At 34.5% G+C, this 26,503-nt stretch carries 25 protein-coding genes and 1 tRNA gene; 3 read left to right on the top strand and 23 right to left on the bottom strand.

The genetic code is table 11. The features are described from left to right. Window positions 1–4: 4 nt before the first annotated feature. The 6 genes from I567_RS09070 to I567_RS09045 form a co-directional block, all read right to left on the bottom strand. Complete coding sequence (locus I567_RS09070; RefSeq protein ID WP_016251924.1) at window positions 5–1,900, bottom strand: ABC-F family ATP-binding cassette domain-containing protein; 1,896 nt, start codon at window positions 1,898–1,900, stop codon at window positions 5–7. 10 nt (window positions 1,901–1,910) lie between these two features. Continuing rightward, window positions 1,911–3,974, bottom strand: a complete 2,064-nt coding sequence (locus I567_RS09065) for a peptidoglycan D,D-transpeptidase FtsI family protein (RefSeq protein WP_016251923.1) — start codon at window positions 3,972–3,974, stop codon at window positions 1,911–1,913. 233 nt (window positions 3,975–4,207) lie between these two features. Beyond that, the gene (locus tag I567_RS09060) at window positions 4,208–5,365 is read right to left on the bottom strand and encodes an LCP family glycopolymer transferase (RefSeq protein ID WP_016251922.1); all 1,158 of its coding nucleotides are present in this window, start codon (window positions 5,363–5,365) and stop codon (window positions 4,208–4,210) included. Between the two features lie 277 nt (window positions 5,366–5,642). Then, window positions 5,643–5,843, bottom strand: coding sequence for a cold-shock protein (locus tag I567_RS09055; RefSeq protein ID WP_016251921.1), 201 nt, complete (start codon window positions 5,841–5,843; stop codon window positions 5,643–5,645). 86 nt (window positions 5,844–5,929) lie between these two features. Further along, window positions 5,930–7,429 (bottom strand): phosphohexomutase domain-containing protein, encoded by a 1,500-nt coding sequence (locus tag I567_RS09050; RefSeq protein ID WP_016251920.1) that lies wholly within the window; start codon window positions 7,427–7,429, stop codon window positions 5,930–5,932. 159 nt (window positions 7,430–7,588) lie between these two features. After that, window positions 7,589–8,197, bottom strand: a complete 609-nt coding sequence (locus tag I567_RS09045; protein ID WP_016251919.1) for a superoxide dismutase — start codon at window positions 8,195–8,197, stop codon at window positions 7,589–7,591. A gap of 185 nt (window positions 8,198–8,382) precedes the next feature. Here I567_RS09045 and I567_RS09040 point away from each other — a divergent pair, with 185 nt between their 5' ends. Next, window positions 8,383–9,186, top strand: a complete 804-nt coding sequence (locus I567_RS09040) for a DUF1189 family protein (protein WP_016251918.1) — start codon at window positions 8,383–8,385, stop codon at window positions 9,184–9,186. 46 nt (window positions 9,187–9,232) lie between these two features. On the opposite strand, the gene I567_RS09035 is transcribed toward I567_RS09040, so the two are convergent. The 13 genes from I567_RS09035 to I567_RS08975 form a co-directional block, all read right to left on the bottom strand. Further along, on the bottom strand, window positions 9,233–9,523 hold the full coding sequence (locus I567_RS09035) for a HesB/YadR/YfhF family protein (RefSeq protein WP_016251917.1): 291 nt from the start codon (window positions 9,521–9,523) through the stop codon (window positions 9,233–9,235). A gap of 11 nt (window positions 9,524–9,534) precedes the next feature. Then, window positions 9,535–10,200 (bottom strand): potassium channel family protein, encoded by a 666-nt coding sequence (locus I567_RS09030; protein ID WP_016251916.1) that lies wholly within the window; start codon window positions 10,198–10,200, stop codon window positions 9,535–9,537. A 19-nt stretch (window positions 10,201–10,219) separates the two neighbouring features. After that, a complete protein-coding gene (locus tag I567_RS09025; RefSeq protein WP_016251915.1) occupies window positions 10,220–10,849 on the bottom strand; it encodes a response regulator transcription factor in 630 nt (209 codons plus the stop codon). Next, on the bottom strand, window positions 10,846–11,922 hold the full coding sequence (locus I567_RS09020; protein ID WP_016251914.1) for a sensor histidine kinase: 1,077 nt from the start codon (window positions 11,920–11,922) through the stop codon (window positions 10,846–10,848). Before I567_RS09020 ends, I567_RS09025 begins: the two co-directional genes overlap by 4 nt. Continuing rightward, complete coding sequence (gene liaF, locus I567_RS09015; RefSeq protein ID WP_034863642.1) at window positions 11,919–12,659, bottom strand: cell wall-active antibiotics response protein LiaF; 741 nt, start codon at window positions 12,657–12,659, stop codon at window positions 11,919–11,921. Before liaF ends, I567_RS09020 begins: the two co-directional genes overlap by 4 nt. Window positions 12,660–12,716: 57 nt before the next feature. Then, the gene (gene greA / locus I567_RS09010; protein WP_016251912.1) at window positions 12,717–13,190 is read right to left on the bottom strand and encodes a transcription elongation factor GreA; all 474 of its coding nucleotides are present in this window, start codon (window positions 13,188–13,190) and stop codon (window positions 12,717–12,719) included. Window positions 13,191–13,226: 36 nt separating this feature from the next. Then, entirely contained in the window at window positions 13,227–14,357 is a 1,131-nt protein-coding gene (mltG, locus tag I567_RS09005; RefSeq protein WP_026209907.1) for an endolytic transglycosylase MltG, read from the bottom strand. Window positions 14,358–14,492: 135 nt separating this feature from the next. After that, complete coding sequence (locus tag I567_RS09000) at window positions 14,493–14,924, bottom strand: GtrA family protein (protein WP_016251910.1); 432 nt, start codon at window positions 14,922–14,924, stop codon at window positions 14,493–14,495. Between the two features lie 140 nt (window positions 14,925–15,064). Further along, window positions 15,065–16,363 carry an asparagine--tRNA ligase gene (gene asnS / locus I567_RS08995; protein ID WP_016251909.1) on the bottom strand — a complete coding sequence of 433 codons (1,299 nt, stop codon included), beginning with the start codon at window positions 16,361–16,363 and terminating at the stop codon, window positions 15,065–15,067. A gap of 43 nt (window positions 16,364–16,406) precedes the next feature. Further along, on the bottom strand, window positions 16,407–17,594 hold the full coding sequence (locus I567_RS08990; RefSeq protein WP_016251908.1) for a pyridoxal phosphate-dependent aminotransferase: 1,188 nt from the start codon (window positions 17,592–17,594) through the stop codon (window positions 16,407–16,409). A gap of 48 nt (window positions 17,595–17,642) precedes the next feature. Next, window positions 17,643–18,125, bottom strand: a complete 483-nt coding sequence (locus I567_RS08985) for a cell wall elongation regulator TseB-like domain-containing protein (protein WP_016251907.1) — start codon at window positions 18,123–18,125, stop codon at window positions 17,643–17,645. Window positions 18,126–18,220: 95 nt separating this feature from the next. Next, complete coding sequence (locus tag I567_RS08980; protein ID WP_016251906.1) at window positions 18,221–20,761, bottom strand: exonuclease domain-containing protein; 2,541 nt, start codon at window positions 20,759–20,761, stop codon at window positions 18,221–18,223. Window positions 20,762–20,890: 129 nt separating this feature from the next. Further along, on the bottom strand, window positions 20,891–21,091 hold the full coding sequence (locus I567_RS08975) for a cold-shock protein (protein ID WP_016251905.1): 201 nt from the start codon (window positions 21,089–21,091) through the stop codon (window positions 20,891–20,893). 377 nt (window positions 21,092–21,468) lie between these two features. On the opposite strand from I567_RS08975, the gene I567_RS08970 reads away from it, so the two are divergent. Next, window positions 21,469–21,542 (top strand) — tRNA-Arg (locus I567_RS08970). A gap of 41 nt (window positions 21,543–21,583) precedes the next feature. Here the strand turns inward: I567_RS08970 and I567_RS08965 are convergent. Beyond that, window positions 21,584–22,708, bottom strand: coding sequence for a DEAD/DEAH box helicase (locus tag I567_RS08965; RefSeq protein WP_016251904.1), 1,125 nt, complete (start codon window positions 22,706–22,708; stop codon window positions 21,584–21,586). 130 nt (window positions 22,709–22,838) lie between these two features. Between I567_RS08965 and I567_RS08960 the strand changes: the two genes are divergently transcribed. Next, on the top strand, window positions 22,839–24,170 hold the full coding sequence (locus I567_RS08960) for a serine hydrolase (protein ID WP_016251903.1): 1,332 nt from the start codon (window positions 22,839–22,841) through the stop codon (window positions 24,168–24,170). Window positions 24,171–24,235: 65 nt separating this feature from the next. Here I567_RS08960 and I567_RS08955 read toward each other — a convergent pair whose 3' ends face one another. The 3 genes from I567_RS08955 to I567_RS08945 all read right to left on the bottom strand — a co-directional run bounded on the left by I567_RS08955 (window position 24,236) and on the right by I567_RS08945 (window position 26,408). Beyond that, the gene (locus tag I567_RS08955) at window positions 24,236–24,928 is read right to left on the bottom strand and encodes a DUF5105 domain-containing protein (RefSeq protein WP_016251902.1); all 693 of its coding nucleotides are present in this window, start codon (window positions 24,926–24,928) and stop codon (window positions 24,236–24,238) included. Between the two features lie 128 nt (window positions 24,929–25,056). Beyond that, window positions 25,057–25,551, bottom strand: coding sequence for an HD domain-containing protein (locus tag I567_RS08950; RefSeq protein WP_016251901.1), 495 nt, complete (start codon window positions 25,549–25,551; stop codon window positions 25,057–25,059). 89 nt (window positions 25,552–25,640) lie between these two features. Next, a complete protein-coding gene (locus I567_RS08945; protein ID WP_016251900.1) occupies window positions 25,641–26,408 on the bottom strand; it encodes a TrmH family RNA methyltransferase in 768 nt (255 codons plus the stop codon). Between the last annotated feature and the right edge of the window lie 95 nt (window positions 26,409–26,503).

Raw genomic sequence — 26,503 nt, 5'->3', positions numbered from 1 at the left:
CCTCTTAATCATTGGCAAATTCACTTAAATATTCCCAACGTTCATATTTTTCATCTAATTGGCTTTGATTTTCATCTAACTGTTTTTGCAAATCTTGCAGACGAGTAAAATCATCACCACAAGTAAGCATTTCAGATTCTATTAGACGAATGGTTTCTTCTAGAGTAGCGATTTCTTCTTCAATTGTCTCCCACTCTTTTTGCTCCATATAAGTTAGTTTCTTTTTCACCTTTTCCTTTTGAGGAGATGGTGTAGCCTCTTGTTTGATAGTTAGTTGATTTTTAGCTGCGACAGTTTGTGTTTGTTCATCCAAATAATCTGAAATTTTACCATAATAAAATTCAAGCTGACCCTCACCATTAAAAATTAATTGCTTTTCGGCTACTTTATCTAGGAAGTAGCGATCATGAGAAACAGTAATTACAGCTCCTGGAAATTGTTGTAAATAATCTTCCAAAATAGTTAATGTTTCAATATCTAAATCATTGGTTGGTTCATCAAGCAAAAGTACATTAGGCTGTTGCAATAACAAGCGCAGCAAGTACAGACGTCGTTTTTCTCCACCAGATAGCTTGCCAATAAGTGTCCCATGCGTATAACGAGGGAATAAAAACCGTTCTAATAATTCAGCGACACTCATACTACTACCATTGGCTAAGCGCGCTTCTTCAGCGTATTCTTGTAAATAGGCAATCATCCGTTTGTTAGGATCCATTTCCTCATTTTGCTGTGTATAATAAGCTAAGCGGACGGTCTCTCCAACAATCAATTCCCCATTCGTTAAAGCTAAGCGACTAGCCAACACATTTAAAAGACTTGATTTACCCGCACCATTTTTTCCCGTAATTCCTAGACGTTCTTTTGACTGAATCAATAAATCTAAATCTGAGAATAATGTCTGTTCGCCAAGTGTAAGACTCGCATGTTTGAGTTCCAATACCTTTTTGCCTAAACGAGTTGTCGCTAAATTCATTTCAATCGATTCTTTTGTTTGTACTTGATGTAGATTTTCTTTCAAGTTTTCAAAACGATTGATTCGGGCTTGCTGTTTAGTTGTTCTAGCTTTGGCCCCAGCTCGCATCCAAGCCAGTTCTTGCTTATACAATTGTATTCGTTTATTTTCTTGGTCTTGCGCAATACGGTCTAATTCTGCACGTTGGCTCACATAAGACTCATAATTACCGATATACTCCGTTAATTGACCATGAGCTAATTCAAAAATACGATTGGCTACGCGATCTAAAAAGTACCTGTCATGGGTAATCACAACAAGAGCCCCTTTATATTGCGCTAAATAATTTTCTAACCAGGAAATAACCTCATAATCAAGATGGTTCGTTGGTTCATCTAGAAGTAACAAGTCAGGTTCATCGATTAAGACTTGGGCTAATCCAACGCGTTTTTGTTGTCCCCCTGATAATGAGCCAAATGTTTGCTGTAAATCATAAATGCCAAGTTTACTTAAGACAATCTTCGCATTCGTATCTACTTGCCAGGCGTCTAATTCATTCATCTTTTGTTCAGCCTGGGTAAAACGTTGTTGCGCACTGGCTAGATTAGGCTGCTGATTGAGTAAGAACAAGGAATTTTCATACTCCTTAACCGCCTGAACTTGTTTACTATCCCCTTTAAAAATTACATCCAACACTGTTAATTCATCTGGAAAACTCGTTTCTTGAGATAAATAACCAATCGTATAATCATTAGGCTTAGTAAAAACTTCTTGATCACCATCAGCAAAATCTATCCCTGCTAGAATCGATAACAAACTACTTTTACCAGTACCATTTACCCCAATGAGTCCGATTCGATCTTTTTCATGTATCAAAAAGGATAGTTGATTGAATAAAATCTTTTCGCCATAAGTTTTCGTTAGACCTTCAACTTTTAACTCTTTCAAAAAATCACTCCTACTTCACATGATAGGTATCAACATATGCATCAATAATTTCCTTGGCTACTGTTAAGTTCGGATGTCCAGCTTTTTCATCTAATTGCGGAATCATTACCGCCAAACAAACTTGAGCATCATCGGTTGGCCCATAAGCAACCACATTTAAGTTCACGACATCAATCAATTTACCATTATCAGTAACCGTTGTTTCAGCTGTCCCTGTCTTAGCCGCTAAATCCATTTTAGCACTTCTTAAAGCCGTTGCCGTAGTGAAAGCATTTGTCCCGTGAACAGCATCATAAAATCCACTACGAATAATATTTAATTGTTCATCTGTAATATCGACTTTATTTAAGACTTTACCTTTAATCTCTTTCACTTTATCGCCTAGTTCACCTTCTGCATTATTGTTATAGATTGCTTCGACGATATGCGGTTCAATACGATTTCCACCATTAGCAATCGTTGCGACATATTGTGCCAATTGCATCGTAGTATAAGTATCAAACTGACCAAAAGCCAAGTCTAGAATTTTACCACCGTCATTATTTTTTTCAGATAATTGATCAATGCTTGGTTGAATCCCACTACTTTCTTTTGGTAAATCAATACCAGTCTTCACGCCCATTCCATAAGAGGCAAAGGCATTACGCAAAGCTTCATAGGCTGAGGCTTGGTTTTTAATGAGCGGTAAACTGATATTATATTGATATTCAATGCCCATTAATTTTAAAGCAACTTTCATCATATAACTGTTAGATGAAATTTCTAAAGCTTTTTCAGCAGTTAAATTCATATTTGCATAGCCAGAACGGTTGAAAATAGAGGTTTTAGGTGCCGTACCTTGAATATAAATAGGCTCATCCAGTAAAGTCTGATTTCCAGAAATAACCCCTTTTTGCCATCCCGCTGTTAGAGTACCTGCTTTGACGACAGATCCTGGTACAAAAGCATTCATGTACGTTCCAATGGCGTTCTCTTCAATTGATTTAGAAGCAATTTCATGATAATACCCACTCATGGCCAAAATGCCACCGTTATTTGGATTCATTACAACAGCATAAATCCCTGGGGAATAAGTTGCAAAACCACTGTCTACCAATGATTGATAGTTACGTTTTAAGATTTCATCCACTTTTTCCTGGAATTTAGCATTAATGGATAGAACAACATTATCCCCTTTCGCACCGGTTGAAACCTCTTTTTTACTGGTGATATTTCCTTTACCGTCAACAGAAATTTCATATTTTGATTTTTTACCCTGTAAGTACTCTTCGTAGCTTTTTTCAATAAAACTAGTTCCTACACGGTCATTACGAGCATACCCTTTTTTCAGATAGCTATCGACTTCTTCAGCTGGTAACCCTTGTTTTTCTGTAGAGACTTTACCAATCAAACTCTTTAAACTACTTTGTGCAAGAATTTCACGGTTCCAGTCATTTCCTGTAGATATTCCTGGTAAATCAGTCGCATGTTCCGCCACCACAGCTAATTCTTGATCAGTCACTCCTTCATTTTTAACATAAACCGTGCTAAGTGATTGGGATGCATTCATCTTTTTAAAAATAGTAGCAATTTTAAGTTGAGTATCATCAAAATTCAGCTGATCAGCAGGGACTAAATCAACCATTCGTGCATATTGCTTGCTGTTATCCAACCCTTTTTCCTTTTTTGTTAATTGGTTTTGAATCTGCTTTAAATGATTTTTATCAGCTAAATAAAAATCTCTTTTATCACGATCTGTCAAATTAACATCAATCGGCATATCTATATATTGGCTAAGTTTTGTAGCCAAATTTAAAATCTCAGCCGCAGACATATTAACACCACGTGTAAAAGTGATTGAAGGAGAAGCAGAATTAGTCACTAATAACGTCTTTTCAGAGTCATAGATACTGCCTCTAGGCGCACTTTCGGAAACTTCGATTGTACTTAAAGCATTAATTTTACCCGTATATTTATCATTATTCGCCAATTGAAGCACACCTAGGCGAGAAATCAATGCAACAAAAAGAATAAAAATTAAAAAGTATAAAAAATTTAATCTAAAAGGAATATGAGATTTCTTTATGTTTTTCAAAATAAAACGCTCCTTGAAATGAACTTGCTCTTCTATTCTACCCTAAAATATATTCGGATAGCCAAATGTCACACAACTTTTAAAAAAAGTTTACAACATTCGTTTCATATCTTTATATTCTATCATATTTACAGCAAAAAAGATGAAAATCAGCTAAAATATTAGCAAAAATTGTTATCTAGAGTTAAAGCAAAATAAAAGCAACCTAGAGATTAATCTAGATTGCTTTTTAATCATTCGTTTGTTGCAATGTTTTGTGCTTCTACTTGATAATCACTGCCATCCTCTTGATAACCATTGCTATCATAAACTTCATCAGTCGTTTGCTCTGAAGAATCTGAAGAACTTTCAGTTGAACTTTTTTTAGCAGTATCATCATCGACTAAAGGCTCATCTTCATCATCATATAATTGTTTTTCAATATAACCATCCGAATATCCATCAGAAATCGGTAATTCTGATCTAGTTGGTAGTCCAAGCTCAGATTTGATTAAATTTTGAATATTTAATAAACGGTGTTTTCCGACCACTTGATAATAGACATCACTCATCCAGTCAGGCTCAATCCCACTCAATTGATAACTCTTAATATTATCTAAGGCTGGCACATAGTTTTTAGAAATATCCATCAATTGGTCCCAAGATAGATTCGTTGAACAATTATCTTCAACTGCTTTTAGAATCTTTTTATACTTAGTAACACCATCTAAACCAATGACTTTATTAACAATTTTAGTTACGACTTCACGTTGACGACGCTGACGACCAATATCCCCTTCTGGATCTTCATAACGCATCCGAGCATAGGCTAATCCAGATTCACCATTTAAATGATGTTTGCCTTTAGGAACGTGCACACCATCAAGTGTAAAATCAATCTTATTGTCTACAGTGATACCACCCACTGCATCGATTAAATCACTTAAACCAGTAAAGTTAATGGCAATATAATGATCAATTGGGACATCTAATAAATATTCAATGGAATTTAAAGACATCTTTACGCCACCAAAAGCATAAGCATGATTTAATTTATCATAAGTATCGTAGCCAACGATTTTAGTATAAATATCACGGTCAATACTTACTACTGTAGTTTTTTTCTGTCTGGGATTAAGCGTAACAATCATCATCGTGTCACTACGACCTTGTTCAGTACGTCCTAGCCCACCAGTATCAAGTCCAAGTAAAGCAATCGTAATTGGATCACGATCTTCATAACTAATGGCCTTTTCTCGTTTTGGCGAAGTTGCACGTTCAATCTTTTTACTAATTGCATTAAAAGTAGCATTGGCATCTTTGTAGGCAAAAGTAGCCCAAACCGTCGCACTAGTTACAACAACTGCAATCACTCCTAATATTGCAATAATAATTTTTTGATATAATTTCATAATACACCTCTAAAATAAAAATACCTTAAAAATTGGTATTTAATAAAAGAAAACTACGGGATTTTCTTGATATCTCCCTACAATATTTAAGGTACACATCACATAGATTTTGCCATAACTTACATAGTTGAGCAATACCTCACAAATTTTATTACAAAAATTTAAAGAAAAAGAAATATTCGCAATGTTTTTAAATAAAGCTGACCACTTAAAAACGAGAATGATAGATAAGCCATCATTAACTTATCCACCATTCTCATTAAAAAAATAGTAATAATTATAATTTAACAACTTCGGCTGCTTGCGGACCACGCGCACCTTCAACAATTGTAAAAGATACTTCTTGTCCTTCTTCTAATGATTTATAGCCTTCTGATTGAATCGCAGAAAAGTGTACAAAAACGTCTTCTCCTTGATCGTTTGTAATAAAGCCAAAACCTTTTTCATTATTGAACCATTTTACTGTTCCGTGTTCCATGAAAGAAAAACCTCCAAAATTTCATTCAGACAAAAAAACTGTCTCGGTAAGATTATACCACAACTGAAAACGTTCGCAAGTTAAATTTATAGATGTGCTAATAATTTATCTTGATTCACCTTTGGAAAGTGATTCATTAGTTCATGAATTTGTTTCAATACAACAGGCATCAAACCAGCAACATCATTTTCTATCTGCAAGACAAGTAATGGTTCATGTAAACTAAGACGAAGTAAAAACCAACCATCTCCATAACTATCTCTTAAATTAAAACGAACGCCTTCATGATTTTCTAAGTCAATTATAAAGCCTGGAATCTTAATCTCTTGGAAATATTGAATGACTTCTAGTCCTAGCTGTTTAAAATCTGCAACTTCTAGTTTAAAGCGTACTTCTAGCGTTTCTGCAGGTTGTTTTAAATCTGTAATCAAATCATCTAGAGCGCGATTTTCTGCTACTAATTTAGGTAAAAGCATTAATACTTTAGCAATCACATAGGCACCATCATCTAAGAAATAATTTTCTTTGAATGCTGCATGTCCGCTTGTCTCAATTGCGAGTTGACAATCAATCCCTTCTTTATTTAAATCAATCGCCTTATTAATCACATTGCGATAACCTGAAATGTAGCGTACTTGATGGCCACCGAGTGATTCAATAAAAACTTTTAAATGACTGCTAGTCGGTGAGTTTGTGACAATACTAGTACCGGGATGTTCTTGAATAATCATTTGACTTAAAACAGCAATCAAATTATTACGATTTAAAAAAGTCCCATTCTTTGTAACTAGTGCACTGCGGTCAACATCGGTATCAAAAATAACTCCTAAATCTGCATGATTTGCTAATACAGCTTGACGAATACTAGTCATTGCTTCTTTATTATCAGGATTTGGAATATGGTTAGGAAAATGACCATCTGGATTTAAGAACTGTGAACCCGAAGTATCAGCACCTAAAATTTGTAGCACCTTTTCTGCAAAGAAGCCACCTGCACCATTTCCTGCATCTACTAAAATATGTAAACCTGAAAGCGGCTGTTCTTGCTTCGTTGCGTTTTGAATTTTTTGCACTAAAAATCTGGCATATGGTGTGATCAAATCTTCTAAGCGAGTAGTACCTTGACTTAGACTATAGGAAACCTTTGATTGACTAAGCGCTAGAATATTTTGAATATCTGCTTTTTCCACGCCCCCTTGGTTGGTAAAAATTTTAATTCCATTATAATAATAAGGTAAATGGCTAGCCGTCAACATCACTGAAACATCACATGCAAACTGTTCAAATTGAGTCGCCATAAACATCGCGGGTGTCGTAGCCATACCAAAATCAATCACTTCTACTCCATAATCAATAAAGGTATCAATCATGGCTTGTTTGAGACTTGGACCAGTTAAACGACTGTCACACCCAAGACCAATTGTTAATTTTGTAGGAATTTGACCAATTTTATCAGCATACCAATTTAATATTCCTTGTGCAACCATCATGGCTTGAATTGGTGTTAGGTTCGCTTTTAATTCATCTGTTGACATCGCAATGCCGCGAATATCAGAACCATTTTGTAAAGCTAAGATATCATCCATTCTAATCACTCCAAATCGATTAATACAATTTTAATAGCGGTTTCATTTTAACATAAGCCAAAACATTTGAACAGCCTATTTTAGTACAATTTACTTAAATAGAAATAAAAAAGTGAGAGGCTACTTTTGCTTAGCCTCCCACTTAGTATTTCAAATCAATTATTTTGCAGCTAAATAATTTTCGTTGGCTTGTTCCCAGTTTACAACATTCCAAAAGGCATCGATGTAGTTAGGACGAACATTATGATAATTTAAGTAATAAGCATGTTCCCAAACGTCAAGCCCAACAACTGGTGTTTTGCCTTCCATTAATGGTGAATCTTGGTTCGCAGTAGAAATAATAGCTAATTTACCATTGTCGACAACTAACCAAGCCCAACCTGAACCAAAACGACTAGCCGCAGCAGCTTTAAATTGTGCCTTGAATTCATCGAAGCTACCAAAAGTTTCGTCAATAGCAGCTTTTAATTCACCCACAGGCGCACCTTGACCGTTTGGCGTCATAATTTTCCAGAAGAATGAATGGTTTGCGTGTCCACCACCATTATTAATAACAGCTTGGCGAATATCAGCAGGCACTTCATTGATACCAGCTAATAAGTCTTCAATAGATTTTTCTGGCAACTCTGGATGTTTTTCTAAAGCCGCATTTAAATTTGTTAAATAGGTTTTATGATGTTTTTCATGATGTAGATGCATTGTTTCTTCATCGATTGTAGGTACTAATGCATCATAAGCGTAAGGTAATTTTGGTAATTGATAAGTCATATTCAAGACCTCCTAGAATTGTTTACATACTAAGCGTATCAAAACTTGTGAAATAGCGCAAAACATATGCTCATAAAACTTAATTTTATATTGTATTTATTGATTTTAAGCAGCTAATGCTTGTTAATTTGGATAAACTTAGGTAAAATATTAACAATAAATTAATTGAGGAGTTTTTATACAGAATGATTCAAATATTGAAAGATTCAATGATTCATTTCAATCAAATAAAAGAGGTTAAAAAATTACCCTTTGGCAAGCTTATTAGCTATTTACTTCTATTAAGTCTAGTAATGGCCTTACCTTTAGCCGCTCAGGTAAAAGAAGTTTTCCATTCAATTAAACAAGATAGCCTAACAATTGTTTCACACTTGCCTGATTTCAGTATTAAAAATGGTGAGCTGCAACTACACAATGAAAATGAAAAAGGCTTTATCTATCAAACAGATACCGTCATCTTTACATTTGATCCTGAGGCTAAACGAACCAAAAAGGAAATCATCAATGATCGCCTGGGAAATTTTATTAGTGCTGGATTAACCAAAGATGAACTATTAATTGGATTTCCTAGTACAGAGCTAACAAGTAATTTATTAGGCGGTAACAAGTTAGCCATTTCCTACAACAATCCAATATTAGATGGTATCACCAGTCAACAAATCAAACAAGAAGTAAAAAACAGTCAATTTCCAATCTGGATGTATGGATTGATTATCTTACTTGTTTTATATCCAGCTTTTGTCAATTTAGCAATTAATATCTTTATAGTTGCACTGATTGGCAACATTTACAGTCATATGATTCGTTGTAAAAATGGTTTTCTCGACAATTTAAAAATGATGATTGCTTGTGCTAGTCTGCCAGTCTTATTGTCACTTATCATCAGTTTTATTTATCCTGAATTTGATACAGGATTGTTTATTACCTTGGGAAGTTTCTTTATTTTTACGCAAGCTTTAAAGGATGAAACAAAAATAAAGCTAAAATAAAAATCGTTTCTATTCTTCTAAATAAGAGGAATAGAAACGATTTTTTTTAATTAATAAACTCATAGGATGGCTCATCTAATTTTTCATCATAATTCACGACTAACTGATAGCCATCAAAAAACCACTGATCATCTTCTTCAACAAAATAAGTGAAATCATCTACAGTAACTTGAACTAAAGGTCGACTTGGTGTATCGACACTCATCCCAACTGAAAACCCTTCATGAACCGGGGTACTACCATAGACTTTTCCAAAAAAACGGATGCCTTGTCCAGGATTTAGGATAATCTCCTTTTTAAACCATTCATGTGCTTTTGGTGAAATCGTTAATTCCATCAAAAAACCTCCTAATCATTAAGTTTTTCATCAAGATTATCAACGTTTACAGTACTACCGATGACTAACAAATTATCATTTTCGCAGACAATTTCGTTAGCAGGCGGTGAAACAACCACTTGACCATCCGCACGACGAATAGCAACAACTGTTAAGCCAAATCGTTGACGGAAATTCACTTCGATAAGGGATTTATTAAAGAATTTAGGATTAGATACTTTAATCTCTGCCAACGAAAACTCATCAGATAGTTCAATAAAATCTAAAATATTTCTTGAGACTAAGTTATGCGCAATTCTTACCCCCATATCACGTTCAGGATGGACCACACGATCAGCTCCAACACGCTCTAGTACTTTTGCGTGATATTCATTTTGTGCTTTAGCCAAAACATTGGGAACGCCCATTTCTTTAACCATTAATGTCACTAAAATACTAGCTTGGATATCCTCACCAATAGCAACTATGACATGATCAAAGTTACGAATCCCTAAAGAACGCAATGTACTTTCATCTTGCGCATTTCCTACAACTGCATGCGTTGCGATATTCATATATTCATTTACACGTTCTTCATTGGAATCGATGGCTAAAACTTCTTGACCTGATTCTACCAAAGTACGACAAATACTGCCACCAAAACGACCTAACCCAATGATTGCATAATTTTGTTTCACCTTTATGATACCTTCTTTCTTACTTTACCAAGCCATGTTTAAATGCATAGATTGCTGCTTGTGTGCGATCTTCCACACCTAATTTAGCTAAAATATTCGATACATGTGTTTTAACAGTTTTCAATGTAATAAACAGTATTTCTGCGATTTCTTGATTACTTTTACCTTGCGCAATCAAATCCAAGACTTCACGTTCCCGATTGGTTAACTCTTCATATAAAAAGTATTGATTGGCATAATCTTGGTTTTGAATTTTTTCACTGACTTCTTCTTCAATTACCCTTTCGCCAACAATCGTTTTACGAACTGCTTCAGCAATTTCCTGTGCTGAAGATGTTTTTAATAAGTAACCACTCGCCCCGGCTTGAATGGCAGGAAATACTTTTTCATCATCAATGTAGCTCGTGACAATCAATATTTTTGCTTGCGGCCATTGTGCTAAAATTTCTTTCGTTGCTGTAATACCGTCCATATTATCCATGACTAAATCCATCAGAATAACATCAGGACGAAGTGATAGGGCTTTTTCTACCCCTTCTTGCCCATCGCTTGCTTCCCCAACAACTTCAATATCAGGTTGAATACTCAAATAAGTCGAAACACCTAGACGAACCATTTCATGATCATCAACTAGTAATACTTTAATCATTTCCTCACCTCATTATCAATTAAAGGTATTTTTATTTCAATGCTTGTACCTTGATTTGGAATACTAATAATTTTAACTGTACCGCCGACACTCGAAATACGCTCCTTCACGTTTAACAAGCCATAACTCCCAGCTTTTTTCTTGGAAGTATCAAAGCCTACGCCATCATCTTGTATTCTTAAAACCAATTGATTTGCTGATTGATTTAAATAAAGTTCAAGTTCAGAAGCTTTAGCATGGCGCAAAGTATTAGATAATAGCTCTTGCACCACACGGAATAACTCGTTTTCAATAGAAGGTTGAATGGACACTTCCTCTACATCATAGATTATCTTCAATTCAACTTTTGATTGAAGCTCTACTAATAATTGTTCAATCCCTTGTTTTAAGCTACGTCCTTCCAAATTAATCGGTCTTAAATGTAATAACAAAGCTCGCATCTCAGATTGAGCCATGGATAATATTTTAGCAACCATTTGAATCTGTTTAGAAAAGTTCGTGATACTTTCTCCTCGATCAATGGTTTCATTTAATGCAGACATAATCATCATCGCAGCAAATAATTGTTGTGAAACAGAATCATGAAGTTCTCTAGCCAAGCGATGACGTTCATTTTCAAGAATTTCCTCTTTACTTTCGCCATCGAGTAATTCTTGTTTTTGATGCTCTGTCTGCAAATCCAACGTCATTGTCTGAATTTGCTTTTGAATTTCGTTTAAGCCTTCAATAATCTCTTTTTGATGATAATTTTCAACTTTAGTTAATTTATTAAAAGCTAAAGGTTGAAATTCATCAACACGTGCTTCCTTTATTTTTTTGACTTGTTGTTCAATTGGGTCTAATAAACCTTTTTGCTTAAAAAAATAGATTAAACACATTGCGATTGCTAATAGAATGGCTAATAACGCAATATAAACAATAATAGGCACAAATAATATCTTTGCAGACAATATCCTTAACATCCATTGCTTATTCCCTTGAGCAAAAAAATAAGCAAATAGAACAAAAATGAAGCTCAAAAAGAAAGTTAATGAAAGGTAAGCAACCCAGCGAAGAATTTTAGATCTATTCATACGCGAATCACCTCTAAATCACCCATAATTACATTAGAAATAATTTTAATCTTTCGTTCACTTTCAGCATATTTCATATCATGGATTTTTACTTCCTCAGCATTTAGCGAATAATGATATTGTTGGAAATGAAATTCACCACGGAATGCCTCATGTAAAATATCAATTTGGATGCCATGCGGTACTAAAATCCGAGTACGACCAAAGCCTTTGCGCAATACGATGACATTTTTGCCCTTAGGTAAAATCGTATTTCCTAAATCAATAATTGAATCACCGACAAAAATCGTTAAATTAATGTCATCAAATTCAAAAACTTCATTACCAATCATTTGAGTCCCAATGTAGCTTTTTTTACTGATAAATTCCTTTTCTTCACTTGGTTCTTTTGTTTGGACCATAATGATATTTTTTTTTCGCCAAAACAATAGATTCTCATAATCCAGGTCAATGATTTCAAAGCCTTTAATCCCGATAAATAAGACAATAAAGACTAACATTAACCAAAAGGCATAACTATTAATCAGGCTAATAAAGATGAGAACAATTCCCAACCATAATAGCAAGTTTGTATTTTTCCCTTTTTTCCGACGTAAGTAGTGTAAAAATAAGCTTAAAGTTCCTAAAATTAAGATTACAGTCAAACCGGAATCTTCCACAATTTGCCAGATAGAAAGAATCAATAGTAAAATATTGACAATAAAGAAAAAACGCCAGGCACTAAGTTTCAACTGCATACCTCCTTATAATATAGAAAGGTACCATCGACTAGCGATAGTACCCTTTAATCATTACTATTTCACAGAAACAATTTTAACCAAGAAGTCGCCACCTGGTGTTGAAATATTTACTTCATCATTCACTTTTTTACCGATTAAAGCTTGTGCAATAGGTGAATCATTGGAAATTTTACCAGCAAAAGGATCAGATTCAGCACTTCCGACAATAGTGTATTCTTCTTCTTCTCCGTCAGGCAACTCTTTAAAGACAACTGTTTTACCAATTGAAACTTCATCTTGAGCAACATTATCATTATCAATAATTTGTGCAAAACGAATCATATTTTCTAAAGTAGTGATGCGGCCTTCCACAAAAGCTTGTTCGTCTTTTGCAGATTCATACTCAGAGTTTTCAGATAAGTCGCCAAAACTACGCGCAATTTTAATACGTTCAATGATTTCGCCGCGTTTCACTGTTTTTAGTTCTTCTAATTCACGCTCTAATTTTTCTTTTCCTTCTTGTGTCATTGGATATACTTTTTCTACCATCTATAATTCTCCTTTATTATACATCATTGGATATTATTAATTCACATATTTTTCAACTAAAACATTATGTTCTTCTAATGTTTTAGCAAAATATACTTGGCCTGTTTTCACATCAGCAACAAAGTATAGATAATCATTTTGAATCGGATTTAAGACTGCTTGAATCGCCTTTTCTCCTGGGTTATTAAATGGTCCAGGTCCATATCCTGTATTCAAATATAAATTATATGGTGAATCTGTTTGAGTGTCCTTAATTGTAACAGTTTCTTTCGTTTCGTTCAATGCATATAGCACAGAAATATCAGATTGTAATGGCATATTTTGTGCTAGACGATTATAAAATACTTGTGCAATATTTTTACGATCAACATCACTGACACCTTCTTTTTCGACTAAAGAAGCTAAGGTTAACACTTGTTGAACCGTCATATTTTTTGCCGCAATAGTATCATAATAATTTTGCATGACCGAATCTGTCTTGGCAATCATTTGTGCCACTAAATCTTTCAAAGTCATTTTATTGAGATAATCATAAGTTGCAGGGAATAAATAACCCTCTAAACGATAACGAACATCCGTAGCACTAGCCGCAGATTCTAATAATTTAGGATATTTGGCTTGCATCTCTTGGAAGAATTGATCATCTTTCATCAAAGCGAGAAAGTCTTTTTTATCTAATTTCGTTTTATCCGCCAACTTATCTGCTATTTGTTCAATTGTAAAACCTTCAGGAATCGTCAACTTCGCATCGGCCACACTTAAACCATTACCACCTTGTAACTTCTTACTAATCCCATCGAGCGTCATACTTGGACTTAATTTATAAGTTCCAGCTTGAAAACCAGTTAAATTATTAAACTTAGTATAGTAATTAAAAACTAAACCACTCTTAATAATGTGACCCTTTTCTAATATTTCACCAATTTGTTTATTAGATGAGCCTGTTGGAATCGTAATTTCTATCTTTTTATTACTTTGTGGATCTAGCGGATTTAGACTCGATTGGATATAGCGGAAGACTGTAAATCCTAAAATCGATATAATCAAGACTAATACAACAACAACGATCGTAACTATTTTATTTACGATGCGGTCTTCTGTATTGCGTCGATTCATTCGGCGTTCCTTCTTCTGTTTTGCACGAGCAGTCGCAGAAGTTCTACTCATCTGCGAGCGATTATCCTGATTCGTAGATGGATTGTTAGACGTCGGCTTCTCTGGTTGATTTGTTGAATTCAAATCTACGCCTCCTTCATATACTTAACTTGTTTTATTATACACGATACATTTTGATTTTAAAACCTATTTTGATTTTTTAAAAATAATCATTTTACTAAAGATATAATTTGATAAAATCACAATAAACTGAGAAACAAATTTTGCAATGAAATCATTTGTCTTTAACACTTCTAAACAAAAAGATAATGAACCCATATCAAAACCTAATGTTAAAATTCGTGCAGCAAAAAATAAAAATAATTCTTTTAAATTTTGTGCAAAGGTTTTTCCTCTAGATTCAAAAACGTATAGCTTGTTCGTAATATAAGCAAAAAGCACCGATAGTATCCAAGCAATTAAATTTGCCAAAATATAGTTAAAATGCAATAAATCTTTGAATAAAAAATAGGTAATAAAGTTGACGACAAAGGTACAACCGCCAAAGAATAGGTAAGAAAAAACTTCCCAAAGATTTTTTTCTTCTAGATATTGCTTTATTTTTTTTGTATAAGTCATATCAAAACTCCATTTTATTCGTACCAGACTATTGTAGCGAATGAATAAAGAAAAGGCAATCATAATTTAGAAAGTTTTAATCTTTCCGCCTTTATTCTACAAAAAACCGACCTACATCGTGTAAGTCGGTAATTACTATTTTATGGATAAATACGATTTAATAAACGTGGGAATGGAATAGCTTCACGCACATGGTCAATCCCTGCAATCCATGTAACCGTACGTTCTAAACCTAAACCAAAACCGGAGTGTGGTACAGTTCCATATTTACGTAAATCTAGATACCATGAATATTCTTCTTCATTTAAGCCAGCTTGACGAATTTGCTCTAACAAGTAATCATAATCCGTTGCTCTTTCAGAACCACCGATAATTTCACCATAACCTTCTGGCGCAATTAAATCGGCACACACAACAACATCATCTCTTGTTGGATGTGGCTTCATATAAAATGGTTTGATTGCTTTAGGATAGTTCATGATAAATACTGGTTGTTCAAATGAATTTGCGATAAAGGTTTCATGTGGTGAACCAAAATCATCACCCCACTTGATGTCATCAAAACCATTTGCTTGTAATCGTTCAATCGCTTCATCATAGCTAATACGTGCATATGGTAATTTGGTATATTTTTCTAATACGCTACGATCACGACCTAAAACATGTAAAGCATAATCACAATGATCTAAAACATTTTGTACTAAGTATGCAACATATTGTTCTTGAATCTCTAAACTTTCTTCTTGATGCATAAAGGCCATTTCTGGTTCAATCATCCAGAATTCAATCAAATGACGACGTGTTTTTGATTTCTCGGCACGGAAAGTTGGGCCAAATGAGAAGACTTTCCCCATTGCCATTGCTGCAGCTTCCATATATAGCTGACCTGATTGAGATAGATAGGCTTTATGATCAAAGTAGTTGGTTTCAAACAAGTCTGTCGTTCCTTCAGGTGCAGAACCTGTTAAAATTGGTGGGTCTACTTTTACAAAACCATGATTATTGAAAAATTCATAAGAGGCACGAATAATTTCATTACGGATTTGCATAATGGCATGTTGTCTAGAAGAACGAAGCCATAAATGACGGTGATCCATTAAAAAGTCTGTTCCGTGTTCTTTCGGTGTAATTGGATATTCATGACTTTCTCCGATCACTTCAATATCTGTAATCCCAATTTCATAACCAAATTTAGAACGAGAATCTTCTCTAATTTCACCAATAACCCAGACAGAAGTTTCCTGATTTAATCCTTTTGCTAATTGAAATACTTCTTCAGGCACTTCACTTTTAACTACTACTCCTTGAAAATAAGCAGTTCCGTCTCTTAGTTGTAAGAAAGCAATTTTACCACTTGAGCGTTTATTTGCTACCCAAGCACCAATCTTGACAACTTCCCCAACGTGCTCTTTTGAATCAACAATTTGAATTTGTTTCACGAGAGTCTCTCCAATCTATACTAACAATTATATATTAACGCATCTATTGCATTTTACTTTCGACAAATGCTTTGATACGTTGTGCACTTTTTTCTAAAGTAGCCCAGTCTGTTGCATAACTGATACGAATATATTGGTCCATTCCAAATCCCGCACCCGTCACAACAGCAACATGTGCTTCGTTTAATAAATCTTCTACAAAACTGGTAGCTTCTTGATACCCACAATTTTGTAAGGTTTCACTTATATTAATGAAGAAATAAAAGGCTGCTTGTGGTTTTTGAACCTTAAATCCTGGAATTTCACACAATAATGGATATAAGCGATTTAATCTTTCTTCAAAAACCAAACGCATTTCTTCTACGGAGGCTTGACTGCCAGTTAAAGCCTCGACAGCCGCGTATTGACTCACAGCTGTTGGATTACTTGTTGATTGACTAGCTAGGCGAATCATTCCTTGAATAATTTCTTCATCACCTACTGCAAAACCAATGCGCCAACCCGTCATAGCATAAGTTTTAGATACACCATTGATCACAATTGTATTTTGACGGATTTCTGGTGTTAGCATCGCCATGGAAGTGAATTGATTATCACCATAAATCAAGCGGCCATAGATATCGTCTGCAACAATTAATACTTTATTTTTAACCGCCCATTGTCCAATCGCTAATAATTCTTCTTTTGAATAAATCATTCCTGTTGGATTAGAAGGCGAATTAATGATAATCGCTTTTGTACGTTTCGTCAAGACTTCATCCAAGTGCTCAACGGTAACTTTAAAGCCATTTTCTTCATCAGTCTTAGCAAAAACAGGGACACCAGAAGCCAAACGTACTTGTTCTGCATAACTTACCCAATAAGGAACAGGGATAATCACTTCATCCCCTTCATCCAAAATCGTTTGGAAGAGCAAATATAACGCAAACTTTGCGCCATCAGTTACAATTGTTTGATTAATTGAATAATCTAAGCCATAATTTTCCTTCATGTAAGTGACGATAGCTTGACGCAGTTCAGGAATACCTGCAGACTGGGTGTAAAAACTAGCCTCACCTGATTGAATCGCAGCAATGGCAGCCTCTTCAATATTTTTTGGTGTGACAAAATCAGGCTGCCCAACCGTTAAGCTTAGAACATCTAGACCTTGTGCTTTTAATTCCTTTGCTCTTGCCGCCGCCTGCAAAGTTACTGACGGAGCTAAATTTTGAACCTTTGTTGATAATTTCATTTTCTTCATCCTTTTTATTATATATTTTTCTCCAACAATTTATTAACCTTAAATATTTTCAATTGCTTGACCAGATTTAAAGTCAAAAAAATAATACTGATTTTGTTTAGAAACGATTTCCCATACAATGTGTTTTTTGTAAAAACCAAGAGTGGTTTTTAATATCGTCTGATTTGGATGGACTTTTGCAAAGACTTGGCGAATTTCATCTTCATTATAACCATCTTTTTGATTCACCACTTGTACTTTACCACCTTTTTGCGCAATGATGACATATTTTTCGTCACCCTTTGCATCTTTTCCACCCACTGAGAAATAAGTATTTTTACGATTGAACCAATAAAAGTCATCAACTTGATCTAATTTGCCATATTGTGTTGCAATTTGTATCGCTTCATTTCTGGCGTGTCGATAAGATTTGGTTGCTTTTAAGTAAAATATGCTCGTAAATAATATAACACCCAGCATAATATATATACCTATCATCAATATTTGATTTATACGTTTTTCACGTGCATCTTCATTATGCAACTTGTGCCCACCTCTAACCTACATTTCATTTTAATGTTTTTATTATAGCAGATTCTTTGCATAAGTTTTACAAAAAAATAGGAATTTACAAATTTTTAAGTCTTTGCCTCGTACGTCCAAGGTTTCGGTAAGATTTTTTGTAGCTTTTTCCCATAAGTAGTTGAGATGAGACGCTTATCTAAAATGAGTAGTTTTGCATCGGGTTGATTCGCTACTAAATCTAGACATCTCGCTAAACGAATCCCCGCCGTTGGTAAAGCCTCTCGTTGAAAAGCATCGATATCAAGTTTTTCCAAATACTTTTGATAAGCAAGTGTTAAAGGCGCGCTAGGATTATGAAAAGGTAAACGCGTTAGTATCACACGTTTAAAATGAAAATCAGCTAAAAAAGAATCATCTAAATATGGATTTAATAAAAATACAAATTGATTATCATTTGCTTCATAACGCTTCTTTATTTTGGACAAACTGGTATTTTGGCCGAGTGCAAACAACTCTATACCCGCTTGATTCATCGTTTCACTAATGGTTTCAAACACATAACGTAAGACCTCTTTTGAATTAAAAAGTACCAGTGTCGATTCTTGTTGATTCAAAATTTCATGCATAATGATGTTTGCAATATACTGACCAAATGCTTCATTCGTTACTTCTGGAATGGATATCCCTTTTTGAGCCACTTCAATCCGTGGCAAAAAAGTACGCTCTTTTTCTTTTAGTTGCTTTACTTTGACATTGTTTAAAGACAATTTTTCTGCAAAATAATTCTTTTGATACGGTAAACTTAAATGATTTCCAATAAATATTTTGGCTGCATCTGTAGAAAGCGTATCTATCGTATTGGTGAAGTCATAACGAATAAAAAGCAAATGATTTTTTTCTAAAAACCAACTATGCACGGTTGTTTCTTGAAAATCGCGAAACCATGCAAGTAATAACTGAAATTGTTGTACAATATTCAAAATTACATGGTCACTTTCTTGATTATTTGAAGATGAAACGTATGCAATAAATTCTTCATAATAGTTCATTAATTGATTTAATTGACGCTGAAAACTTTGAGGTAAAGCGGCAAATTCACTTTCATTAAATAGCTTGACTGACACAATTGATACCCATTGATCAAACACTTGCCGTTGAAAGTCGTTGATTAATGACAAGATACTGACCATTAATGGATGAGGTTCAGCTTTTAATGTTTGATTGATTAATTTTTGTAAGTTTTGGATATCTACGCGTTGGTGATTAAATTTTTGTAATGGCAGCAAATATTGCGCCTCTTCGAATATCACTTGACGATAAGCAAAATCTTGAAACACTTCATCAAAGTTAGCGAGTAAAACATCTTTTTGGCGAAATAAAACGACCTGTGCGCATTGCATTTCACTATTACGACGCTTTAAATAATAAGAATCTGGATAAAAGTCTGCTGATTGATAATTCACTTGTTGAAAAAAGCTATGCGATTGTTGATACAGTCCTAATTCAACAAGTGAGCCGGTCTGAGTTTGAGTGAGCCATACTAGTATCATCATTTGTAAAATAGAGGTAAATTTTTGATCTGGTATTTGACTTAACATCTGGGAAAATCGATGTAAATCAATATATTGTTTATCTGGATAATAATGCATAGCTAATAGCGTACGAGAAGTAGACGCGTTAGTCACCTTTTGCCAATTTTGCCACCAATTATCCGATTCATAACCTAAAAGAACCGGAAAATCAGCTGGGGTAAAATAACTCAGCGGCAAGAAAACATTTTCTGGATGCGACAACTCTCGATTGACGTCAATGGTGACTTCTTCTTGTAAGTGCTCTTTTTTCAAGGAATAGCGATTTTGATAAATAAGATTCATTAATTTAGCTTGTTCATTGCTCAAGCTTTTGCCAAGTATTTTTTCTTTTGCTTTTTTTGATTTTGGATAACTCACTGCATGAGAATTTTTGATAGGATGGACACGAGATTTTTTCACCCAAATATCTTCTACCAATTCTAAATCATCTGTTTTTGTAGCTACTTTTCCTTCAAGTTGTCTTAATTCCTGACATTTTTTAATAAAATTCCCCGTCTGCATACTTAGTAAATCGCATCTTTGACAAATTTGTGTCAGGGTCTTGATGGGTAAATTTTCAATGATTTGTCCTAAATATAAAAATAATTCTGCCGTTACTTTTGCATCACTATCTGCTTGGTGAGGATTTTCATGACTGATTCCTAGGTTCGTCACTAAATCATTCAAACGATAACTAGACTGCATTGGCAAAAAAATTTGTGCTAAATCTACCGTATCTATCGCCGGTATCGTTAACGGATCAAAACCATATTTCACAAATGTATTTGACAAAAATTGATAATCAAAGTGTACATTGTGTGCAACAAAAACTGTGTCTTGCAAAATATTTTCAATCATCAAGGCAACATCTTCAAAATAAGGTGCTTTCACTAAACGACGATTGGTTAATCCGGTTAAATGTTGAATATTTTTAGGAACAGCAAAACCAGGATTAATGTCGGTTGAAAATGTATGTAAAATCTGATTATCCTGAACCAAGGTACAAGCAAACTGAATAATTTGATCTTTTAAAACGTCTGTACCCGTGGTTTCTAAATCAACAATGGCATAAATCGTTGACAATTCAGCACCTTCTTTCCATTCAATTTCTATTTTTCCAACAAATAGTATAACGAATTTTTACAAGAAAAACAAAATAAAAAAGACCTACTAACAAGTTTGCTAGTAGATCTTGGACATTATTATTAACGATTAAGCTTTCACAACATTTGTTGCTTGAGGGCCACGTTGTCCTTCTCCAACATTAAAGGTAACACTTTGACCTTCTTCTAAAGTTTTGAAACCATCACTTTGGATAGCTGAAAAATGTACGAATACATCTTTACCATCTTCACCTGTAATGAAGCCAAAACCTTTTTCGGCATTAAACCATTTCACTGTACCTGTTTGCATAAATAAAATCCTCCTTGTGTATTTAACACATTCATTAATATTGCAATTCATTGTGTTTGGAAACTTGTGGAAGATGTTTATTTATATTGAAACGAACTACCATAAATCACCGTTACAAAAACTACTTCTATATAGTAACACACTTTAGACTAAAATGATAGGATTTTTTTGAAATATTTTGTCTTTTTCCAAGTTAACTTAGACATTTTTTAATTTTATATCGAATTTTTCCGCTTATTTTAGCAATAAATGTATGTTGTTCTTTTGATTTTACTTCATTGTGTTTTGTTATAATAGCAAACAATTAATACATTTTTTCGAAAATGTCGCTTGCAAAACCAACTCATTGATTGTAAAATAACAATTGGTTAAAATTGGTCCGCGTAGCTCAGTAGGATAGAGCGCACGCCTCCTAAGCGTAAGGTCGGCGGTTCAATTCCGCCCGTGGACGTTAAAAAGCTGCTTTTGAGAGAAATCTAAAGCAGCTTTTTCTTATTTTTTATGATTACTTAATTGGCCAGCATATAAATAGTATTCTTTTGCTACTAAATGCTGTTTAGCTAAAAATTTCTGGAATTCTTTTACTTCACGTTCTTCTAATAGTGTCAACACTAGTCCCTTTCTCCCCATGCGTCCTACACGTCCTGAACGATGTAAATAGGTTTTTTCATCATAAACAAAATCCATATTGACAACTAAGGATAAGTCATCAATATCTAGACCACGAGTAGCAATATCCGTGCACAATAATAATTTAGCTTGATGATTTGAAAAAGCATGAAGGGCAATTTTGCGTAATTGGGCACTTTGGTCAGAAGCTAAAGAAGCAACTGAGATATGATGATATAAAAGCTTATCTTCCATGACACCTAATTCACTTAAACGATTGAAAAAAACTAAGGCTGAAAGCTGATCAATATTACCTAAACGACGTAAAAAGCCTAAGCGATTACGTTTTGGCCAAATAACATAACCGTGCGTGATTTCACCTTTACTTGTATCTTCATTTGTAACATCAATTAAAGTCAATTTTAATCGGTACATTTGCTGAAATTGTTCTGGAAGTTGCGTGCCACTTGCTGAAAATGCGAGTACTTGTACTTGATTATCCATGGCTTTTAGTATAGGGCTTAGTAACGCACTCTCTTGATTACTTTTCAATAGTTGGTCAGCTTCATCTAGTATCAATGTTTTGACTTGATGTAATTTTAATTTCTTTTGTTGATTTAATTCATTGATACGACCTGCAGTACCAACAACAATTTCTGGTCTTTGCTTTAACTTTTCGATTTGGCGTTTGATATTTGCTCCTCCAATTAGACTTTGTACTTTTAAGCCTAAATCTTTTGCCCAAGGACGTGCTACCTCTGTTACTTGCATAGCTAATTCCTGAGTCGCAGTAATCACAACAAGTTGTACTCCTTGATTTACAGAAATATTTAACATTGTCGGTAGTAAGTAGGCGATGGTTTTTCCTGATCCAGTCGGTGAAACGCCTACAATTGATTGTCCTTCTTTAATGGGTTCAAATACTTTCTCTTGAATTTTGGTTGGTGTTTGAAACTTTTCTAATTGCCATCTTGCTTGCCATATCTCAGGCAGTTGATTTATATCCATATCTTCCTCCAAAAATATTTGATAGCTAAATTATAACACAATACGAGATGTTTTCTAAGCCTTCGATGCTCTTGATAAAAATCTTTTTGTTTGATACACTCAACTTTAGAAAATTTAAGGAGGGTATCCTTTGAAAAAAGCTATCAATCCACTTTATCTCATTACAATGACGCTATTATGCTGCTTTCTTTCAACAGTTCCACTTTGGGCCGATGAAACAGAAAATAATTTCTCCATCGATGCCAAAGCGGCAATTGCTGTAGATGCTGATACAGGAAAAATCTTCTATGCACAAGATAGTACAACACCTATGCCGATTGCCTCGATAACTAAAGTACTAAGCATATATGTTGTATATGACAAAATCAAAAATGAAGAATTAGATTTGCTAGACCAAGTAGTTATTTCTCCTCAGCTAGCTGAATTAAGTACAAAACCCGAACTATCCAATGTCGCACTGGTAGCCAATCAAGCTTATACTGTTGAATCGCTCATACATGCTAGTTTAATTCAATCAGCCAATGCCGCGGTTATGGCCTTAGGGGAAAAAGTCGCCGGCAGCCAAGAGCAATTTGTCAATCTGATGCGACAAAAGGCGGAAAGTTTAGGCATAACAGATGCAAAAATCATTTCAGTTTCTGGTTTAAATAATCGCGACCTCGGAGATTTTAGATATCCTGGTACCGGTGATGATGAAGAAAATGAAATGTCGGCTCAAGATGTAGCTATCATTGCCAAACATTTTATTGCTGACTATCCTGAAGTACTGAATATTACAAGTACCGTGCAAGAAAACTTCGGCGAAAACACCGCACAACCTAGTATCATGCAAAACTGGAATCAATTATTGCCAGGTTTACCACTTCAAAAAGAAGGAGTTATCGGCTTAAAAACCGGAACGACCGATTTAGCCGGTGCCTGCTTTGTTGGCGTTATTCGACAAAATAGCCGCGAAGTCATCACCGTGGTCCTACATGCCAATAATCAAGCCAACGATAGTAATGCTCGTTTTGTCGAAACAAGCAAATTAATGGATTACGCCTTAAATCAATGGCAAGAAATCACTTTATCAGCTACAGATTTAACGAATGCGATTCAATCAAAGCTGGCTGTTATAGATGGGAAACAAGCTTCTGTAAGTTTAAAAGTTATTGATCCATATAAATTATGGGTACCCGTACCATTTGATATCAAGCAACTTAAATATGAAGAACAATTAGAAGTTCAATCCATTCAAGCACCCGTACAAATGCATAGAGAAATCGGTACCTTAATAATTAATAATCCAACTGACAACTACGGCTACTTACCAGACTCCCAAACACCAGAAAGTCAAATTAAAATAGTAACTGCTAATAGTGTAGAAAAAGAAAACTTCTTTTTCTTATGGTTGCGACAAGTAAAAAATGTCGCACAAAATGCGTGGATGCATACAAAGCAATTCTTTCAAAACATATTTTAAAGTGGAACAATAAAAGAAACGAATATCTCAAGCATTCACCTTGCTTAGATATTCGTTTCTATTTTTTAATATAAATCTGCAACGGCCTGGCTTAAAGCTGTGGCTACATCCTTTTCATCACTAAAGCCAACCCAAAAGGCTGTGATTAAAGACTGAATATTTTTTTCTTGTGAAGATGGAATATCCCATTTGCCATCTTTTTGAACCAAGTCTATTTTTACTTCAACTGGATCTTTTATTTTTTGCGCCTTTTTAATTTCTTCATTCATTGCGTTAAATAAAAGTTCCTGAGCTTTTTCTTCATTATCCGCATATGTTGGATCATTGGCAATTTTTTCAAAACTAACTTTTAAAGCTTTGCCTACTGCCCCAATAAAATCAACCCCATAAATTTCATAAGTCACCCGATAATGATTATCTTTTTGAGACTTAATATTTTTAATCTTGTAGGAAGTCTGTGTCTTCAACGCCTGTTTTAAAGAATCAGTTAATTTTTCAGCTTGCTCATTAGACATCGCCGCAGCCTGACTCATTTGTGCCACCAACGCTTTAGAAAACTCCCCATCTTTTGAGTGTTCCATTTCATTAACAATGGCACTTCCATCCACAAAGTTTTCTTCAAAGGAATTTTGTGATTTGTTGTAAATGACACTTTCTACAAATACCTTGGCCGCCTGTTTTTCAGAAAGAGGTTGGCTTGACTCTCCGCATCCACCCAAAATAAATAAACCTAACAATAAGATTAGCCATTTTTTCATATCCATTCCTCCAATTCGTACTAGTTAATTTTATTATACGCAAGCTGAACATATATTTCTAAGGATAGAAAGTGACTGCAATAAAAAAAGCCTGGCATGCCAAGCTTTTCAATGTCAAACAGTATGGTTTAAGCACTCACACTTTGACGTCGTGTTCTAAGTTTTAATTTTTGAATCAAAGGGAACAATGCTTCTTTTACCGCACAATATTTGTCTACCATCGTCACAACATATCCTTCTTTATATCTAGGCGGTGCAATGGTTGCTCCCCACATATGCTTAATGATAATATCTTTTTCTAAATCTGATAATTCAGTGATTTTTTCAGCATTTTTTACGGCGATTCTAGGATGCATATAAGCATGCGTTCCCTCATCAAATTTAGTTGTACGCCAATCATAAAAGAATAAATCATGTAACACACCCGCTCTAGCAGTTGCCTTGGCATTCCAACCAAACTTCTTAGTGATCTTATAACTATAATAGGATACGCTGATGGAATGATCTAATCTAGTAGAGTGAAAATGTTGCGTGAATTCAGCTAATTTTTGTACTTCTTCTGTTGCCAATAAATCACCAACATAAGATAAATACTCTAAATCATACTTCCAATTATTTGTCATTCATTCATGCCACCTTAAGTAAAATCTGAGAAAAGTATACCACTAAACAACCTAATTGAAATCGATTTTCAGCGTTCTTAAGATTTTATTTACTTTTTCCGAATCAAGCCATACATCATAATTCCTGCAGCAACACCAACATTCAATGATTCCGCTTGACCATAAATAGGAATATAGACACTTTCATCCGCTAATTTTAAAATTTCTGAACGAACCCCTTGCCCCTCATTTCCCATGATAATCGCCACATTTTCATGATAAGGTAACTCTTGATATTGTTTAGCTTCTTTATTTAATTCAGTAGCGTAAACTTTCACCTGCGCTGCTTTTAATTGCTGAATCACTTGGGACAAATCAGCTTGGATAACTTTTAAATGAAATTGACTCCCTTGCATGCTGCGTAGGGTCTTCGTAGCATATACATCGGCACACCCTTCACCTAAAATGACACCATCAAATCCTGCGGCATCGGCTGTTCTGATCATGGTCCCTACATTACCTGGATCTTGCACATAATCAAGCAATAGCCACTTTCCTTGATGCAAATCTAAGTCAGTCTTGCTCATTTCAGCAACGGCAATCATTCCTTGAGGCGTAGGTAAATCAGAGAGTTTGTCGATGATTTCTTTACTCACAAGGATAACCTGTTCGCTTAACGGTTCAAAAAATGCGAGATATTGTTGATAAGCTTTATGGGTTACAAAAATATATTTCATCTTTGCACCATTTTGATAGGCCTCCTCAATCAAATGAAAACCTTCCATAATATATAAATTTTCTTTTTGACGTTCTTTACGACGATGTAATTTAGCTACTTTTTTTATTAATTCATTTTTGGTTGATAAGATTTCCTTCATTGTCCACCTCAAAAATTCTAAGTTCTGCACAATATTATACCATAGTTTTCTAGCATTTTTTTGATATAATAGAGTTGAAAAAAAATTAAAGAAGG

Source organism: Enterococcus cecorum DSM 20682 = ATCC 43198 (assembly GCF_000407565.1).
Lineage (GTDB): Bacteria > Bacillota > Bacilli > Lactobacillales > Enterococcaceae > Enterococcus_E > Enterococcus_E cecorum.
Note: the sequence above shows the minus strand (reverse complement) of the source record. Positions and strands in the feature narration are given on the sequence as shown.